Raw genomic sequence first — 14549 nt, 5'->3', positions numbered from 1 at the left:
CAGTTACGGTAATTGCGATGCCGCGCGGATGGCGAAATACACAAGGGCAAAGCTGATCCGCACTCGCCGGCGGGAACGGATTGCCTCATCTCCGGATTGACCGGGATGGATAGAGTCTTTCTTGCGACGATGGTTTCGGCCGTGCTGCTGCTGATCGTGGCCGCGGACCTCTTGGTCAACGGCGTCGGCCTGCAGCCGCCGCCGGCGCAACTTGCCAACGTGGTGCCGGTGCATGTGCGCCTGGTCAGATAGGTTGCGCCGCCTCGCCTTGTGGCGAAATGACTAATTTGGGGGTTCCCTCGGAACCTTTCGGCCCCATCCGGACTTCTGCTCACCGCGTCAGCCACAACGGCAAGCGCGATCCGGACAGGCTCAGCTCCGCTGTGGTAGGGGAGCTGAGCCACCGCCGCGCAAACGCGTCCAGCGTTTGTCCCGTAAACTAGCCCCCGCTCCGATAGACCTGGATATCGAGATCCCGGATCTTCTTCCGCAGCGTGTTCCGGTTGAGGCCGAGCAGGTCGGCTGCGCGGATCTGGTTGCCGCGGGTGGCGGCGAGCGCGGCCGTGAGCAGCGGCACCTCGATCTCCTTGAGGATGCGGTGATAGAGGCCTGGCGGCGGCATGCCGTTCGGAAAGCCCTGGAAGTGCGAGGACAGATAGGCCTCCACCGCGCCGCCGAGATTGTCGACACCCTGCTGGACCGCGGCGCCCGGGCTGACCGAGGGCGGCGCCAGCTCGCCGTCGATAACGGAGGCCGTGATCACGTCCTGCGGATAGAGCGCGGCAAGGCGCCGGGCGAGGTTCTCGAGCTCGCGGACGTTGCCGGGCCAGCGGTGCTGCTTCAGCCGCTCCAGCGCCAGCGTGTCGAGCTTCTTCGGCGGCAGACCGTCCTTCTCGGCCAGCGAGAAGAAGTGACGCACGAGATCGGGCAGGTCCTCGATACGCTCGCGCAAGGGGGGCAGGCGCAGCGGCACCACGTTGAGGCGGAAGAACAGATCTTCGCGGAACAGGCCCTGCTGGATCAGGACGCGGAGATCCTTGTTGGAGGCGGCGACGATCCGCACGTCGGTCTTGATCGGGGTGCGGCCGCCGACGGTGGTGTATTCGCCCTGCTGCAGGACGCGCAGCAGGCGGGTCTGGGCCTCCATCGGCATGTCGCCGATCTCGTCGAGGAACAGCGTGCCGCCCTCGGCCTGCTCGAACCGGCCCGAGGCGCGGGTGTTGGCCCCGGTGAAGGCACCGCGCTCATGGCCGAACAATTCTGATTCGATGAGGTCGCGCGGGATCGCCGCCATGTTGACGGCGACGAACGGGCCGTTGCGCCGCTTGCCGTAATCGTGCAGCGCGCGCGCCACCAGCTCCTTGCCGGTGCCGGACTCGCCCGTGATCATCACGGTGAGATCGGTCTGCATCAGGCGCGCCAGCACGCGGTAGATTTCCTGCATCGCCGGCGAGCGGCCGACCAGCGGGATCGCCTCCATCTCGGCGTCCTCGTCCGGCGTCGAGACCCGTTCCTTGGGCTCGGCCAGCGCGCGGCCGACGATGGCGATCAGCTCCTTCAGGTCAAAGGGCTTTGGCAGATATTCATACGCCCCGCGCTCGGAGGCGCGGATCGCCGTCATGAAGGTGTTCTGCGCGCTCATGACGATGACGGGCAGATTCGGCCGCATCTTCTTGATCCGCGGCAACAGGTCGAAGGCGTTCTCGTCCGGCATCACCACGTCGGTGATGACGAGATCGCCCTCCCCCTGGCTGACCCAGCGCCACAGCGTTGCGGCGTTGCCGGTGAGCCTGACCTCATAGCCGGCGCGGGAAAGTGCCTGATTGAGAACCGTGCGGATGGCGGTGTCGTCATCAGCGACGAGAATGCTACCTGCGGGCATCGTTAATCCTCATGTTGCCCCCTGTGACGCAGACGACGACTTCCCGGCAGAGCCGTCGCGACTGCTTTGATCGGCATGTTTCGCCGATGTGGAATACATCGGCATCAGCACGCGGAAGGTGGTCTTGCGCGGCTGAGATTCGCATTCGATGATGCCCCCGTGATCGCCGACGATTTTTGCGACCAGCGCCAGACCCAGACCTGAACCGGTCTGCTTGGTGGTCACGAAGGGATCGAACAGGTTGGGCAGAAGATCGTCGGGCACGCCCGGTCCGTTGTCCCTCACGCAGAATTCGAGCGGCAGGGATACCCGGGATTTTTGACCGGGGACTGACAGGCGCACGCCGGGGCGGAACGCGGTGGTGAGCTGGATCTCGGCGTCGGGCACGTCGATCAGCGCTTCGGCGGCATTCTTCACGAGATTGAGGAACACCTGGATCAGCTGATCCTGGTTCGCCAGAACCGGCGGCAGGGAGGGATCGTAATCCTCGATGAAGCGGATGTTGCGGGCAAAGCCGGACTGCGCCAGCCGCTTCACGTGGTCGAGCACCGAATGGATGTTGACGGGGCCGCGCACCACGGGACGTTCGTCGCCGAACACCTCCATACGGTCGACCAGCGTCACGATCCGGTCGGCCTCGTCGCAGATCAGCCGCGTCAGCATGCGGTCTTCGGACGAGGCCTGCTGCTCCAAAAGCTGCGCCGCACCGCGGATGCCCGAAAGCGGATTCTTGATCTCGTGCGCGAGCATCGCTGCTAGCGCTATCACCGAGCGCGCTGCGCTGCGATGGGTAAGCTGCCGATCCATCTTGTCGGCAATGGTGCGCTCCTGCAGCATCACCACGATATGACCGGGCCGCTCGGTGAGCGGGGCCACGTGCAGATCGACCTGACGGTCGCCACCCATGCGCGGCGTGCCCAGATCGACCTTGTATTCATTGACCGGTGAGTTCGAGGAGCGCACCTGGTCGATCAGCGCCAGCAAGGGGCTGCCGAACGGCACCAGCTCTTTCAGCGACTGCCGCTTCAAAAACTGCGTCGAGATCTCGAAAAAGGCTTCGGTTGCGATGTTGGCGGCGACGATCTTGCCGTCAGGCCCGATCATCAGCACGGGATTGGGAAGCGCATCCAGGATCGCATCGCTGTCGGACAGAAGCGACCGACGATGTTCAGCGGCTGAGCTCATGCAGCAGCGCTCCATGCGAAGTCGTCGAAGGCATCTTGTAGTGAACTGTGAACGAGGCGCGGATCCTCGGAGGTGAGGATCTTCTGGCGCCAGCATTTCAGCTTCTCGGCCGGCGCGCGGCTCGCATCTGCCGCGACGTCGAGTGCCCAGCCCAGATGCTTGCGCGCATGCCTGAGGCCGACGCGCAGGCCATAGAGCGCGCAGACGCCCTCATAGAGCGTGCGGACATAATGCAGCTGCGTCTGCAGTGACGGCATGGCTTCCACTGCCCCGCCCTTGAGGCGCCGGCCGATCTGGCCGGGCAGCCAGGGCTGGCCTTGCGCGCCGCGGCCGATCATCACGGCATCGGCGCCGGAGGCCTCGAGCGCGGCGAGCGCTTTCTCATATGAGGTGATGTCGCCATTGACGACGAGCGGGATAGAGATCGCCTCGCGCACGGCGCGGATCGCGTCCCAATCGGACTCGCCCTTGTAGAACTGGCAGCGGGTGCGGCCGTGAACGGTGACGAGCTTGATGCCGGCGGCTGCGGCGCGCCGCGCGAGTTCCGGCGCATTGCGGCTGCGGTCGTCCCAGCCGAGCCGCATCTTCAGCGTCACCGGAACCTTCACCGCCGCGATCGTCGCATCGATCAGGCTGACGGCGTGGTCGAGATCGCGCATCAAGGCGGAGCCGGACTGGCCGCCTGTGACATGGCGGGCCGGACAGCCCATGTTGATGTCGATGATGTCGGCGCCTTCGGCTTCCGCGATGCGGGCGCCCTCGGCCATCCAGTGCGCCTCGCAGCCGGCGAGCTGGACCACATGCGGGCCAATTCCGGTCGCTTCGCAACGCAACCGCGACATCCGATGGCCGTTGGCAAGCTCATCGCTCGCCGTCATCTCGGAGACGACTAGACCGGCCCCGAGCTCGGCCACGAGCCGCCGAACGGGCGAGTCAGTCACCCCCGACATCGGCGCCAGGAAGACCGGGGTGGCGACTTCAATATCGCCTATTTTCAACGGCTTAGAGCCGGATACTGCCGGGCCGGTCACAGGGGTCTCGTCAACTCAGCAGCGCCTCATCGCGCTGGCCATGACTATCTTGCGCACAATTCTTGTGCAGTCAAGCGTCATGCCTACAGTTTAGACAGTTCTGCAGAGTCTTTCAAGTGCAGTGCAGCAAAATGCTGTTTCCCACAATCCGGGGAAACCCCCTTTTTTTGCGGGCCTGCCGTGCTAGAGGCATGCCGGCAAATCACCCCCTGCTCTTTCATTAGCAACTGAGTATCTGAGTCCTATGGCGAAATCACAACGCACCGCTGTCGTGCTCGTGGCGGCCGGACGCGGCCTGCGGGCCGGCGCCGGCGGTCCGAAGCAATATCGCGAGATCGGCGGCGTGCCGGTGATCCATCGCGCCATGGAAGCCTTCAGCCGCCATCCTGATGTGTTCGCAGTGCAGCCGGTCGTGAATCCCGACGATAGCGCCATGTTCACGGCAGCGGTCGCGGGATTGAAACACGAGGCGCCGGCCAATGGCGGCGCCTCCCGTCAGGCTTCGGTGCTCGCCGGCCTCGAGGCGCTCGCCAAGCACGAGCCGGACATCGTCCTGATCCACGACGCCGCGCGGCCCTTCGTCTCTGAAGGCGTGATCTCGCGCGCGATCGAGGCAGCGCACCGCACCGGCGCTGCGATCCCCGTTGTTCCCGTCACCGACACCATCAAGGTCACCGGCGCGAGCGGCAATGTCGAGGACACGCCGGACCGGTCGCGCCTCAGAATCGCGCAGACGCCGCAATCCTTTCGTTTCGACGTCATCCTCGAGGCGCATCGTCGCGCAGCGAAGGACGGGCGTTCCGATTTCACCGACGATGCCGCGATTGCCGAATGGGCGGGATTGACGGTTGCAACCTTTGAAGGCGATGTTGCCAATATGAAGCTCACCACCCCCGAGGATTTCGTGCGCGAGGAAGCGCGCCTGGCTGCCCAGCTCGGCGACATCAGGACCGGCACCGGCTACGACGTGCATGCGTTCGGCGAAGGCGACCACGTCATGATCTGCGGCCTGCGCGTGCCGCACACGAAAGGTTTCCTGGCGCATTCCGACGGCGATGTCGGCCTGCATGCGCTGGTCGATGCCATCCTGGGCGCGCTCGCTGACGGCGACATCGGCTCGCACTTCCCGCCGAGCGACGCCAAGTGGAAGGGCGCCTCCTCCGACCAGTTCCTGAAATACGCAATGGAGCGCGTCGCCCAGCGCGGCGGCCGCGTCGCCAATCTCGAGGTGACGCTGATCTGCGAGCGTCCGAAGATCGGTCCCTTGCGCGACACCATGCGCGCGCGCATCGCCGAGATCTCCGGGGTCGACATCTCCCGCGTTGCGGTGAAGGCGACGACCAGCGAGCGGCTCGGCTTCACCGGCCGTGAGGAAGGCATCGCGGCCACCGCGAGCGCCACCATCCGCCTGCCCTGGAGCCTGTAAGGCCATGGGCGGCAGCGACGCACGCGCCCTCTCCCGCTCGCTGCTGGATTTGTGCCGGATGCGCAAGCTGACGATCGCGACGGCGGAGTCCTGCACCGGCGGCCTCGTCGCCGGCGCACTGACCGACATCCCCGGCTCGTCCGATGTGATCGACCGCGGCTTCGTCACCTATTCCAACGAGGCCAAGCGCGCGATGCTGGGCGTCGAAGCCAGCACGCTGACGAATTTCGGCGCGGTGAGCAAGGAGACCGCAACCGCCATGGCGATCGGCGCGCTGGAGCGTGCGGATGTCGATCTCGCTGTCGCCATCACCGGCATTGCCGGACCCGGCGGCGCCACGCCCGGCAAGCCGGTTGGTCTCGTGCACCTCGCCGCTGCCGCGCGCGACGGCCGCATCATTCACCGCGAGCACCGTTTTGGCGCGATCGGCCGCAGCGCGGTGCGCGCCCGCTCGGTCGTCGAGGCGCTGCGCATGCTGATGGATCTCGCCCGCGGCCCGCAAGTTCAGGCCAAGCCGCAGCGCACCGCCGCCAGCCGCCTGCGCCCGCGCGTCACCCGCTCGCCGCGCCGGCATGCGGTCAAGCGCCGGCCGCCGCGCTCGCCGCGGGGCTGACGCCCCGTCGCCCCGGGTGAGTGACTTGTCCGCCGTAACTCAACGAGCGAAGGAGGAAGCCGGGACATCCCAAGCCCCTGCATATCGCTACTGTCATTGCGCCGTTCGCTCGGTCCGACAGATCACGGGAAGCTTTTGCTCGATCGCCTTCGCGAGCACCGTTCCCATGGTCCGTCCGAGCTCTTTCGCGATCGTCGTCATCGGCTTGGTGCCTGCGAGCCTTCTGAGCCGGTTGAGGTCGTCCTCGCTCCACGATTTCTTCCAGCGCGCCATGTCTCCAGTCCCGGTCCACGAGCCTCTGCATCCGACTCAGATTTTAGTTGAATTTGACAGGAAATACATCCGTTGCAGGTGCGCCGCTCCCGGCAAGGGGTGTTCTGTCGCGGCCCCTTCGTTTTGGCACAAATTGCACTTGCCACGGGTGGTCGCCGGAACTCTGAGTCCTTGATTGTGGGGCGGCTTGCAGGGCCCTTCCGGCGCTACAAGCCCTTGTGCTGTCCGTCGGGCAAAACACTCAGCCGACGGGTCAATCTCGCGCGCATTAATATTCCCCTTTACCGAATTTCGGCTTTCGCGTATTCATCCGTCCCCTCATCCCGATCACATCGCGATCGTCACGAACGCGGGGTGAGCGGCGGTGGACGCTAGTCACATCGGCCCGAGAAGGCTTCGCAGGGCGGGCAACCGTGAGCGGGCACCATCGCGCACACGACCGGTGTGGTTTGCGTACGGCAAACCGTGTCGTCCTGGCGCCGGGGTCTGTGCGCCAAATCTTGCAGTGATGAGGCCGGCCCGACCGGGTACGCGCATCAGCCATCTGCGAGGCGACGGGGGGCAATAGTGCAACGCTCCCCGGGGAGAGCACGGCATACGCCGTCAAACCCCTGCGCAGGGAAGGCCGTGTGTTGGGCTTCACCTGTATGCCGCTGTGCAGCCTCTTGTAGCGCAACCTTCGCGCAGTGGATAGTGGGTGCCCGGCCGGCGCCCGGCCTTCCCTGCGCCCTCGACCAGAGAGCGCGATACGACGAAGCAAAGCTCGGACAAAACGCGTCGCGAGATTAAAGCGTCATGTCTGTTTTCCAAAAGTCACCTTCTCCGCGATCGGCGGCTTCATCCTGCTGACCTCGGGCATCCTGTTCCTGGTCATCCTCGCCCGAGGCATGCGCGCGCCTGGGGTCGAGGCCGGCCCCTATCGCTTTGCACTGGCCGTAAACCAGCCCGCGACCGTGCGGTTGCGCTCAACACCCACGCGCTCTGGGTGGCGCTGATGATCGCGCTGACCCTCACCAATTACGGCTACCCGATCCTGACGCTGGCGATGACCGAGGGCACGTCGGTGCCGGCCGTCTATGTGGGGGCGCAGTGATGAGTGCGCGCGACCTCTTCACCTTCAGCAATCCGCATTTCACGCGGGGCGTCGGCATTACCGCTGCGATTCTGATCGTGACGGCGATTGCCGGCTTCATCGTGCCGCCCTTCGCCCAGCCCTGGGTCCAGTTCGCCAATGTTTGGGACGCGATCTGCAGCGCCGCCGGCGTGCCGCAGCGCGCGACGAACGTCACAGCGCCTGAACAGGCGAAGCGCCTGTCGGAGGTCGTACTCACGTCGAACACGCTGTCGCGCCCGAGCCAGGAGGCGATCGGCCGTGGTGCGACGCTGGCGCAGCGCTGCGCGATCTGTCACGGCCCGACGGGGATCAGCCGGGCCGACTCGCCGAACCTCGCCGGACAATATGCGGCGGTGATCTACAAGGAGCTGCACGATTTCCGCTCAGGCGCGCGCACCAATGCCGTGATGTCGCCGTTCACCGTCAATCTGACCGATCAGGAGATCGCCGATCTCTCGCTCTACTACGCCTACCTGCCGCGGCTGCCGGCGTACCATCCGACGCCGCAACTGCCGAAGCCCAGCATCGTCATCTACGGCGCGCCGATGCGCGGCATCGCGCCCTGTGGCTCCTGTCACGGCAGTCTCGACAACAAGACCGGCAGCCCGTGGCTGGAAGGCCAGTCGGAAGCCTATATGAAGGCCCAGCTCCAGGCCTTCGCTTCCGGCGAGCGCCGCAACGACATCAGCCAGCAGATGCGCAACATCGCACGCGCGATGACACCGCAGGAGATCGAGCAGGCCGCGGCGTATTACGCCTCGCAGCCCCAGGATGTGGTGAAGGCGGTGGATTGAGCGTTGGGCGCGCCTGCCTCCCCATCGTCATTGCGAGCGCAGGGAAGCAATCCAGACGGTCTCGGCGGAGGTATTCTGGATTGCTTCGTCGCAAGAGCTCCTCGCAATGACGGCGGAGGGAGCGTGCCCCTGATCGTAAGGCCTACGTCGGCGCCAGCTTCGGCCGGCCATAGATCGCATCCGCCCGCTTCTCGAACGCCGTCGCGAACCGCGCGAAGGCCGCGTCGAACATCGAGCCCATCAGCATCGCCAGCATGCGGCTCTTGAATTCGTAAGACAGGAAGAAACCGACGTCGCAGACGCCCTCACCTTGGGGCTCGAACGTCCAGCGGTTTTCGAGATTGCTGAAGGGACCTTGCAGATATTCGACCAGGATCTTCAGATTGGCGCGATCGAGCGTCACGCGGCTGGTGAAGGACTCCTTGACCAGCTTGAACGACACCGTCATGTCGGCGACCAGCACCTCGGTGCCGTCGGGCTTCGCCATGCGCTGGCGCACCTTGAGCGCGCTGCACAGCGGCACGAATTCCGGGTAGCGCTCGACGTCGGCGACCAGATCGAACATCTCGGATGCGCTGTGATTGACACGGCGCTTGCTCGAAAAACGGGGCATATCGATTCAGCCGGCCCTAGCTGCCCGCGCGGCTTTCAGTCTCGCAAAATCCTCGCCGGCATGATGCGAGGAACGGGTGAGCGGGCTCGCCGACACCATCAGGAAGCCCTTGGTGTAGGCGACCTTTTCATAGGACGAGAACTCGTCCGGCGGCACGTAGCGCATCACCGCATGATGCTTTCGGGTCGGCTGCAGATATTGCCCGATGGTCAGAAAGTCGACGTCGGCCGAGCGCAGATCGTCCATCACCTGCTGCACCTCGTGGCGCTCCTCGCCGAGCCCGACCATGATGCCGGACTTGGTGAAGATGGTGGGGTCGAGCTCCTTGGCCCGCTGCAGCAGGCGGATCGAGTGGAAATAGCGCGCGCCCGGCCGCACCGTCAGGTAGCGCGACGGCACCGTCTCGAGATTGTGGTTGAAGACGTCGGGTCTTGCGGCGACGACGACCTCGAGCGCGCCTTCCTTGCGCAGGAAGTCCGGCGTCAGGATCTCGATCGTGGTCGAGGGGCACGCGGCGCGGATGGCGCGGATGGTCTGGGCGAAATGCTCGGCGCCGCCGTCGGTGAGGTCGTCGCGGTCGACCGAGGTGATGACGACGTGGGCGAGACCCAGCTTGGCCACGGCCTCGGCGACGTTCTGCGGCTCGGCCGCATCCAGCGCATTCGGCAGGCCGGTCTTGACGTTGCAGAAGGCGCAGGCCCGGGTGCAGGTGTCACCCATGATCATGAAGGTCGCGTGCTTCTTGTCCCAGCACTCGCCGATATTCGGGCAGCCTGCCTCCTCGCACACCGTGTGCAGCCCGTTGGCGCGCACGATGGTGCGGGTGTCGGCATAGCCGCGGGTATTGGGCGCGCGCACGCGGATCCAGTCCGGCTTCGGCGGGGAAGCGGAATCGGGGCGATTCACCTTTTCGGGGTGGCGCGGGCGCAGCGGGTTCGAGATGGTGTCGACAATAACGACCATAGGGTATCCGGCCTGTTCAGGTCCTACCTAGTCGGTCTGGCCCGGCATCGCAACCCGGCTCGCACCACTTCAGGGAACATGGCAGATATGGGCAATATCCTGCTCTGTTCTCAGGCGATTCTCATCTCGAATGGCTCCAGTCTCGAAACCTTCCACCCCCCGGCTTGGCAAGCCCCTGAAGCGTTCCTTTTTCGCCCGCGATGTGCGCGAGGTCGCCCACGACCTGATCGGGGCGACCCTGCTGGTCGACGGCGTTGGCGGGATCATCGTCGAGGTCGAGGCCTATCACCATACCGAGCCGGCGGCGCACTCCTACAATGGCCCGACGCTACGGAACCAGGTGATGTTCGGCCCGCCCGGCTACGCCTATGTCTACCGTTCCTACGGCATCCACTGGTGCGTGAACTTCGTCTGCGAGGAGGAGGGTTCCGCCAGCGCCGTGCTGATCCGCGCGCTGGAGCCGACGCATGGCTTGGCCGCGATGCGGCGCCGCCGCCATCTCCACGATCTGCACGCGCTGTGCTCGGGTCCGGGCAAGCTGACGGAGGCGCTCGGCATCACCATAGCGCACAACGCGCTCCCCTTGGACCGGCCGCCGATCGCGCTGCACGCGCGGACGGAAGACTTGGAGGTCGCAACCGGCATCCGGATCGGCATCACCAAGGCCGTCGAGCTGCCCTGGCGCTATGGCATCAGGGGCTCGAAGTTCTTGAGCAAGCGGTTTCCGAAGTAGACTACGATGCCTGCTTCAGCCGCTCCAGCGCCTCCAGCAGCTTGGCCTTGCGGGCCAGCGCCGCCTCGCGCTTTTCACGCTCCTCCTCGACGACCTCCTCGGCCGCGTTGGCCACGAACTTTTCGTTCGCGAGCTTGGACTCGGCGCGCTTGATGTCGGCGTCGGCCTTGCCGATCTCCTTGTCGAGACGCGTACGCTCGGCAGCGACGTCGATCACGCCCTTCAGCGGCAGCGCGGCTATTTCGCCGCGCACAAGCAACTGAACGGCACCGTCAGGCGCACGGTCGGCGAAGGAGATGTCGGACAGCCGCGCCATGCGCTTGATGACGTCGGTCCAGCGCGGCGCACGCTCCTTCGTTTCAGTCGAGGTGCCCGCGAGCACCAGCGCCGTCAGCGTCGCCGGCGGAATGTTCATCTCGGCGCGCACCGAGCGGATCTGCGTCACGAGGTCGATGACCCAGCCGATCTCGGCTTCCGCCTCGGGATCGGTGAAATCGGCATGGTCGAAGATGGGCAAGACCAGGGCCGGCGAGATCAGCGGATCGATCGGCCCGGCAGCCACGGCGAGCATCGCGAGCTGCTCCGGCGAAGGCCCGGACGGCTTCAGCGGCCACGGCGCCAGCGCGAGCAAGCCGTCGCGCTTGGCCGTCACCTCCCACAGCTCTTCGGTGATGAAGGGCATGAAGGGGTGCAGCAGCTTCAGGATCTCGTCGCGCGCCCAGGCCACCATGGCGCGGGTTTCGTCCTTGGCGGGGCTATCCGGGCCGAGCAGCACGGGCTTGGCCAGCTCGACGTACCAGTCGCAATAGACGTTCCAGACGAAGCGATAGATGGCGCCGGCGGCGTCGTTGAAGCGATAGGCCTCGATCGCCTCGGTCACCTCGCGCGCGGTGTGCGCGGTCTCATGCGCGATCCAGCGGCTCAGTGTCTCCTTGGTCTTCGCCGGCTCGAAGCCGTCGGGCACGACGCACTGGTTCATCTCCGCGAAGCGGCAGGCGTTCCAGAGCTTGGTCGCGAAATTGCGGTAGCCCTCGACCCGGCTGGTGGCAAGCTTGATATCGCGGCCCTGCGCCGCCATCGCGGCCAGCGTGAAGCGCAGCGCGTCCGCGCCATACTCGTCGATCAGTTTGAGCGGATCGATGACGTTGCCCTTCGACTTCGACATCTTGGCGCCCTTCTCGTCCCGGACGAGGGCGTGGATGTAGATCGTCGAGAACGGGATCTCCTTCATGAAGTGCATGCCCATCATCATCATGCGGGCGACCCAGAAAAAGATGATGTCGAAGCCGGTGACCAGCGCATTGGTCGGGTAATAGCGCTGCACCTCGGGCGTGTCGTCGGGCCAGCCGAGCGTCGAGAACGGCCACAGCGCCGAGGAGAACCAGGTGTCGAGCACGTCCTCGTCGCGCGTGATGAAGCCTTCGCGCTTGTTGCGGTCGAGCGCCATCTCGCGGCCCTGCTCGACCGTGATGACCTCCTGCTCGACGTAATAGCCGAGCGCGTGGCTGATCGCCTCCTCCTCGGTCTCGGCGACGAACACCTTTCCGTCAGGCCCGTACCAGGCCGGGATCTGATGGCCCCACCAGAGCTGGCGCGAGATGCACCAGGGCTGGATGTTCTCCATCCACTCGAAATAGGTCTTTTCCCAGTTCTTCGGCACGAACGAGGTTTCGCCCGAACGCACCGCGGCGATCGCCGGCTTCGCCAGCGTCTTGGCGTCGACGTACCACTGGTCGGTCAGATACGGCTCGATCACGCTGTTGGAGCGATCGCCATGCGGCACCATGTGGGTGTGCGGCTCGATCCGCTCGACGAAGCCGAAGGCTTCCAGCCGCTCGACGATGCGCTTGCGCGCCACGAAGCGGTCGACCTTGTTGAATTCGTCGGCGAATTGCGCGGCGCCTTCCGGCAGGTCGCGCAGGTAATCCTCGTTGTCGAGGAGATCGAGGCAGCCTTCCTTGTCGAGCACGCTGATGCGCCGCAGGCCGTGGCGATTGCCGACCTCGAAGTCGTTGAAGTCGTGCGCCGGCGTCACCTTGACCGCGCCCGAGCCCTTCTCGGGATCGGAATATTCGTCGGCGACGATCCTGATCTTGCGGCCGACGAGCGGCAGGACGACGTTCTTGCCGATCAGCTTCTGATAGCGCTCGTCCTCGGGATGCACGGCAACGCCGGTATCGCCGAGCATCGTCTCGGGGCGCGTGGTCGCGACGACAATGAAGGTCGAGGGATCCTCGGGGCTGAAGGTCTTGCCTTCGATCGGATAGCGCAGATACCAGAGGCTGCCCTTGACCTCGGTCTGCTGCACTTCGAGATCGGAGATCGCGGTGAGCAGCTTGGTGTCCCAGTTCACCAGCCGCTTGTCCTTGTAGATCAGGCCCTCGCGGTGCAGTTCGACGAACACCTTGACGACGGCCTTCGAGAGGCCCTCGTCCATGGTGAAGCGCTCGCGCGACCAGTCGCAGGACGCACCGAGCCGCTTGAGCTGGTTGATGATGGTGTCGCCGCTTTCGGCCTTCCACTGCCAGACCCGCTCGAGAAACTTCTCGCGGCCCATCTCGCGACGGCCGGGCTGCTGGCGTTCCATCAGCTGCCGCTCGACCACCATCTGGGTGGCGATACCGGCATGGTCGGTGCCGGGCTGCCAGAGCACGTCGCGGCCGCGCATGCGCTCGAACCGGCACAGGATGTCCTGGAGCGTGTTGTTGAGGGCGTGTCCCATGTGCAGTGAGCCCGTCACGTTCGGCGGCGGGATCACGATGGTAAAAGGCACCGCGTCGCGGCGGTCGGGACGCCCGGCCTTGAAGGCGAGGCTGTCCTCCCACACGACGGACATGCGGGCTTCGATATCGGCGGGCTGGTAATTTTTCTCGATCATGGGGCTGCTAGAAAGCCGCGCGCGGGGGCCAAGTCAACGAAAAGTCAGCGGAAAGCGAGTCGGCACAGCGCTTTCCGGCCCGGTCCGGGACCGAATGTGACACTCAAGCCGGGCTTTATGAGGGCCCTCGGGCTGCTCTCAACGGCCGCCGCGCGAGACCCGCTCGATTTCGGCCTTCACGATGCGTTCAACCAGGCCCGGAAGATTGTCGTCGAGCCAGGACTTCAGCATTGGACGCAGCATCTCCTTGACCAGATCCTCCAGCGTCCGCGCATTGCTGCTCAGTACCGTGTGGGCCAGGGAGTTGAAGGCGGATTCGACTGCGGAGACGGTCGATTGCGCGAGGATCGGCTGCTGCGGCGGCAGTGGCGGCGCGTCGAAGTCGACCGGCGCGTAGGACGGCGGAGGCGCCGGACGCGGCGGCGCCGATTCGGCGAATTCGAGATCGTCGCGCGGCTCGACCTTGCGGAAGCTTGGCGGCGGCGGCGCCGGCGTCGGCGCCGGGTCCATCGCCATCTCGTCGGTCAATTCGAGCACGTCGGGTTCTGGCTCGGGCTCCGGCTCCGGAGCACGGACCTCGGGGGCAGGCGTGGCCGCGTCGAGCCCGGCCAGCAGCGCGTCGATATCGTCCTGGCTGTTCGGTCCGGCATCCACGGCGGGCGCGGCTGGCGGCGGTGCCGGAGCCGGCTTCGCAGCCGGAGTTGGCGCTGGCTTCTCGGCGGCAGGTTTGGGCGGAGCGACCCTGGATGGCGGAATGTCGTTCATCGGCTTCGGCGGCGCGGCGGGCGCTGCAGCCTTCTCGGGCTTCGCAGCTTCGGCCGGCGGCGGCTTGGCCTCGTCGTCGGCAATGATGCGCCGGATGGAGGCCAGAATCTCCTCCATGGAGGGTTCTGTGACCTTTGCAGGCTGCGTCATCTCCGACTCCACATCATCAACGCCTTCGCATGCGTTGTTTTACACCAAGCACGACAGGATTGGCCGGTTCCGCGACGAGCCCCCCGACATTTTCACCGCGGCAGCCCGACTTGTCCCCAGATCACGGCT

General features: G+C 65.6%; 13 protein-coding genes and 1 pseudogene. 6 read left to right on the top strand and 8 right to left on the bottom strand.

Features of this window, described 5'->3' with window-relative positions; translation table 11 throughout:
• The first annotated feature begins 105 nt into the window (after nt 1-105).
• Nucleotides 106-252 (top strand): hypothetical protein, encoded by a 147-nt coding sequence (locus ACNJYB_RS19925; protein ID WP_439367982.1) that lies wholly within the window; start codon nt 106-108, stop codon nt 250-252.
• 187 nt (nt 253-439) lie between these two features.
• On the opposite strand, the gene ntrC is transcribed toward ACNJYB_RS19925, so the two are convergent.
• The 3 genes from ntrC to dusB are packed head-to-tail and all read right to left on the bottom strand — an operon-like array spanning nt 440 to nt 4065.
• Nucleotides 440-1882 carry a nitrogen regulation protein NR(I) gene (ntrC, locus tag ACNJYB_RS19920; RefSeq protein WP_018641898.1) on the bottom strand — a complete coding sequence of 481 codons (1443 nt, stop codon included), beginning with the start codon at nt 1880-1882 and terminating at the stop codon, nt 440-442.
• Between the two features lie 9 nt (nt 1883-1891).
• Nucleotides 1892-3067 (bottom strand): two-component system sensor histidine kinase NtrB, encoded by a 1176-nt coding sequence (locus tag ACNJYB_RS19915; protein ID WP_439367981.1) that lies wholly within the window; start codon nt 3065-3067, stop codon nt 1892-1894.
• Nucleotides 3064-4065 carry a tRNA dihydrouridine synthase DusB gene (gene dusB, locus ACNJYB_RS19910; RefSeq protein ID WP_439375597.1) on the bottom strand — a complete coding sequence of 334 codons (1002 nt, stop codon included), beginning with the start codon at nt 4063-4065 and terminating at the stop codon, nt 3064-3066. Before dusB ends, ACNJYB_RS19915 begins: the two co-directional genes overlap by 4 nt.
• Before the next feature lie 277 nt (nt 4066-4342).
• On the opposite strand from dusB, the gene ACNJYB_RS19905 reads away from it, so the two are divergent.
• Both ACNJYB_RS19905 and ACNJYB_RS19900 read left to right on the top strand, forming a co-directional pair.
• Nucleotides 4343-5524, top strand: a complete 1182-nt coding sequence (locus ACNJYB_RS19905) for a bifunctional 2-C-methyl-D-erythritol 4-phosphate cytidylyltransferase/2-C-methyl-D-erythritol 2,4-cyclodiphosphate synthase (protein WP_439367980.1) — start codon at nt 4343-4345, stop codon at nt 5522-5524.
• 4 nt (nt 5525-5528) lie between these two features.
• Nucleotides 5529-6137, top strand: coding sequence for a CinA family protein (locus ACNJYB_RS19900; protein ID WP_439367979.1), 609 nt, complete (start codon nt 5529-5531; stop codon nt 6135-6137).
• Nucleotides 6138-6230: 93 nt separating this feature from the next.
• On the opposite strand, the gene ACNJYB_RS19895 is transcribed toward ACNJYB_RS19900, so the two are convergent.
• Nucleotides 6231-6410, bottom strand: coding sequence for a hypothetical protein (locus ACNJYB_RS19895; protein ID WP_439367977.1), 180 nt, complete (start codon nt 6408-6410; stop codon nt 6231-6233).
• 812 nt (nt 6411-7222) lie between these two features.
• Here ACNJYB_RS19895 and ACNJYB_RS19890 point away from each other — a divergent pair.
• Both ACNJYB_RS19890 and ACNJYB_RS19885 read left to right on the top strand, forming a co-directional pair.
• Nucleotides 7223-7503 (top strand): annotated as a pseudogene (locus tag ACNJYB_RS19890) (cytochrome C oxidase subunit I); the annotation flags it as partial.
• A complete protein-coding gene (locus tag ACNJYB_RS19885) occupies nt 7503-8318 on the top strand; it encodes a c-type cytochrome (protein WP_439367975.1) in 816 nt (271 codons plus the stop codon). The pseudogene ACNJYB_RS19890 and the gene ACNJYB_RS19885, both read left to right, overlap by 1 nt.
• 142 nt (nt 8319-8460) lie before the next feature.
• On the opposite strand, the gene ACNJYB_RS19880 is transcribed toward ACNJYB_RS19885, so the two are convergent.
• Together ACNJYB_RS19880 and lipA are read right to left on the bottom strand one after the other, a co-directional pair.
• Entirely contained in the window at nt 8461-8931 is a 471-nt protein-coding gene (locus tag ACNJYB_RS19880) for a type II toxin-antitoxin system RatA family toxin (protein WP_439367973.1), read from the bottom strand.
• Between the two features lie 6 nt (nt 8932-8937).
• Nucleotides 8938-9894: a lipoyl synthase gene (gene lipA / locus ACNJYB_RS19875; RefSeq protein ID WP_439367972.1), complete on the bottom strand. Its 957-nt coding sequence runs from the start codon at nt 9892-9894 to the stop codon at nt 8938-8940.
• A 130-nt stretch (nt 9895-10024) separates the two neighbouring features.
• On the opposite strand from lipA, the gene ACNJYB_RS19870 reads away from it, so the two are divergent.
• The gene (locus ACNJYB_RS19870) at nt 10025-10627 is read left to right on the top strand and encodes a DNA-3-methyladenine glycosylase (RefSeq protein ID WP_439367971.1); all 603 of its coding nucleotides are present in this window, start codon (nt 10025-10027) and stop codon (nt 10625-10627) included.
• A 1-nt stretch (nt 10628) separates the two neighbouring features.
• Here the strand turns inward: ACNJYB_RS19870 and ACNJYB_RS19865 are convergent, their stop codons facing one another.
• Entirely contained in the window at nt 10629-13505 is a 2877-nt protein-coding gene (locus ACNJYB_RS19865; protein WP_439367970.1) for a valine--tRNA ligase, read from the bottom strand.
• 138 nt (nt 13506-13643) lie between these two features.
• Nucleotides 13644-14420, bottom strand: a complete 777-nt coding sequence (locus ACNJYB_RS19860) for a PopZ family protein (RefSeq protein ID WP_439367968.1) — start codon at nt 14418-14420, stop codon at nt 13644-13646.
• Between the last annotated feature and the right edge of the window lie 129 nt (nt 14421-14549).

The sequence above is a fragment of the Bradyrhizobium sp. SMVTL-02 genome, assembly GCF_051853005.1.
Classification (GTDB): Bacteria; Pseudomonadota; Alphaproteobacteria; order Rhizobiales; family Xanthobacteraceae; genus Bradyrhizobium.
This window is presented reverse-complemented; position numbering and strand designations above follow the sequence as displayed.

Coding starts and splice junctions, on each gene's coding strand:
- lipA (WP_439367972.1), bottom strand. CDS start 9,894: ATGGTCGTTATTGTCGACACCATCTCGAACCCGCTGCGCCCGCGCCAC.
- ACNJYB_RS19885 (WP_439367975.1), top strand. CDS start 7,503: ATGAGTGCGCGCGACCTCTTCACCTTCAGCAATCCGCATTTCACGCGG.
- ACNJYB_RS19915 (WP_439367981.1), bottom strand. CDS start 3,067: ATGAGCTCAGCCGCTGAACATCGTCGGTCGCTTCTGTCCGACAGCGAT.
- ntrC (WP_018641898.1), bottom strand. CDS start 1,882: ATGCCCGCAGGTAGCATTCTCGTCGCTGATGACGACACCGCCATCCGC.
- ACNJYB_RS19900 (WP_439367979.1), top strand. CDS start 5,529: ATGGGCGGCAGCGACGCACGCGCCCTCTCCCGCTCGCTGCTGGATTTG.
- ACNJYB_RS19905 (WP_439367980.1), top strand. CDS start 4,343: ATGGCGAAATCACAACGCACCGCTGTCGTGCTCGTGGCGGCCGGACGC.
- ACNJYB_RS19880 (WP_439367973.1), bottom strand. CDS start 8,931: ATGCCCCGTTTTTCGAGCAAGCGCCGTGTCAATCACAGCGCATCCGAG.
- ACNJYB_RS19895 (WP_439367977.1), bottom strand. CDS start 6,410: ATGGCGCGCTGGAAGAAATCGTGGAGCGAGGACGACCTCAACCGGCTC.
- ACNJYB_RS19860 (WP_439367968.1), bottom strand. CDS start 14,420: ATGACGCAGCCTGCAAAGGTCACAGAACCCTCCATGGAGGAGATTCTG.
- ACNJYB_RS19870 (WP_439367971.1), top strand. CDS start 10,025: ATGGCTCCAGTCTCGAAACCTTCCACCCCCCGGCTTGGCAAGCCCCTG.
- ACNJYB_RS19865 (WP_439367970.1), bottom strand. CDS start 13,505: ATGATCGAGAAAAATTACCAGCCCGCCGATATCGAAGCCCGCATGTCC.
- ACNJYB_RS19925 (WP_439367982.1), top strand. CDS start 106: ATGGATAGAGTCTTTCTTGCGACGATGGTTTCGGCCGTGCTGCTGCTG.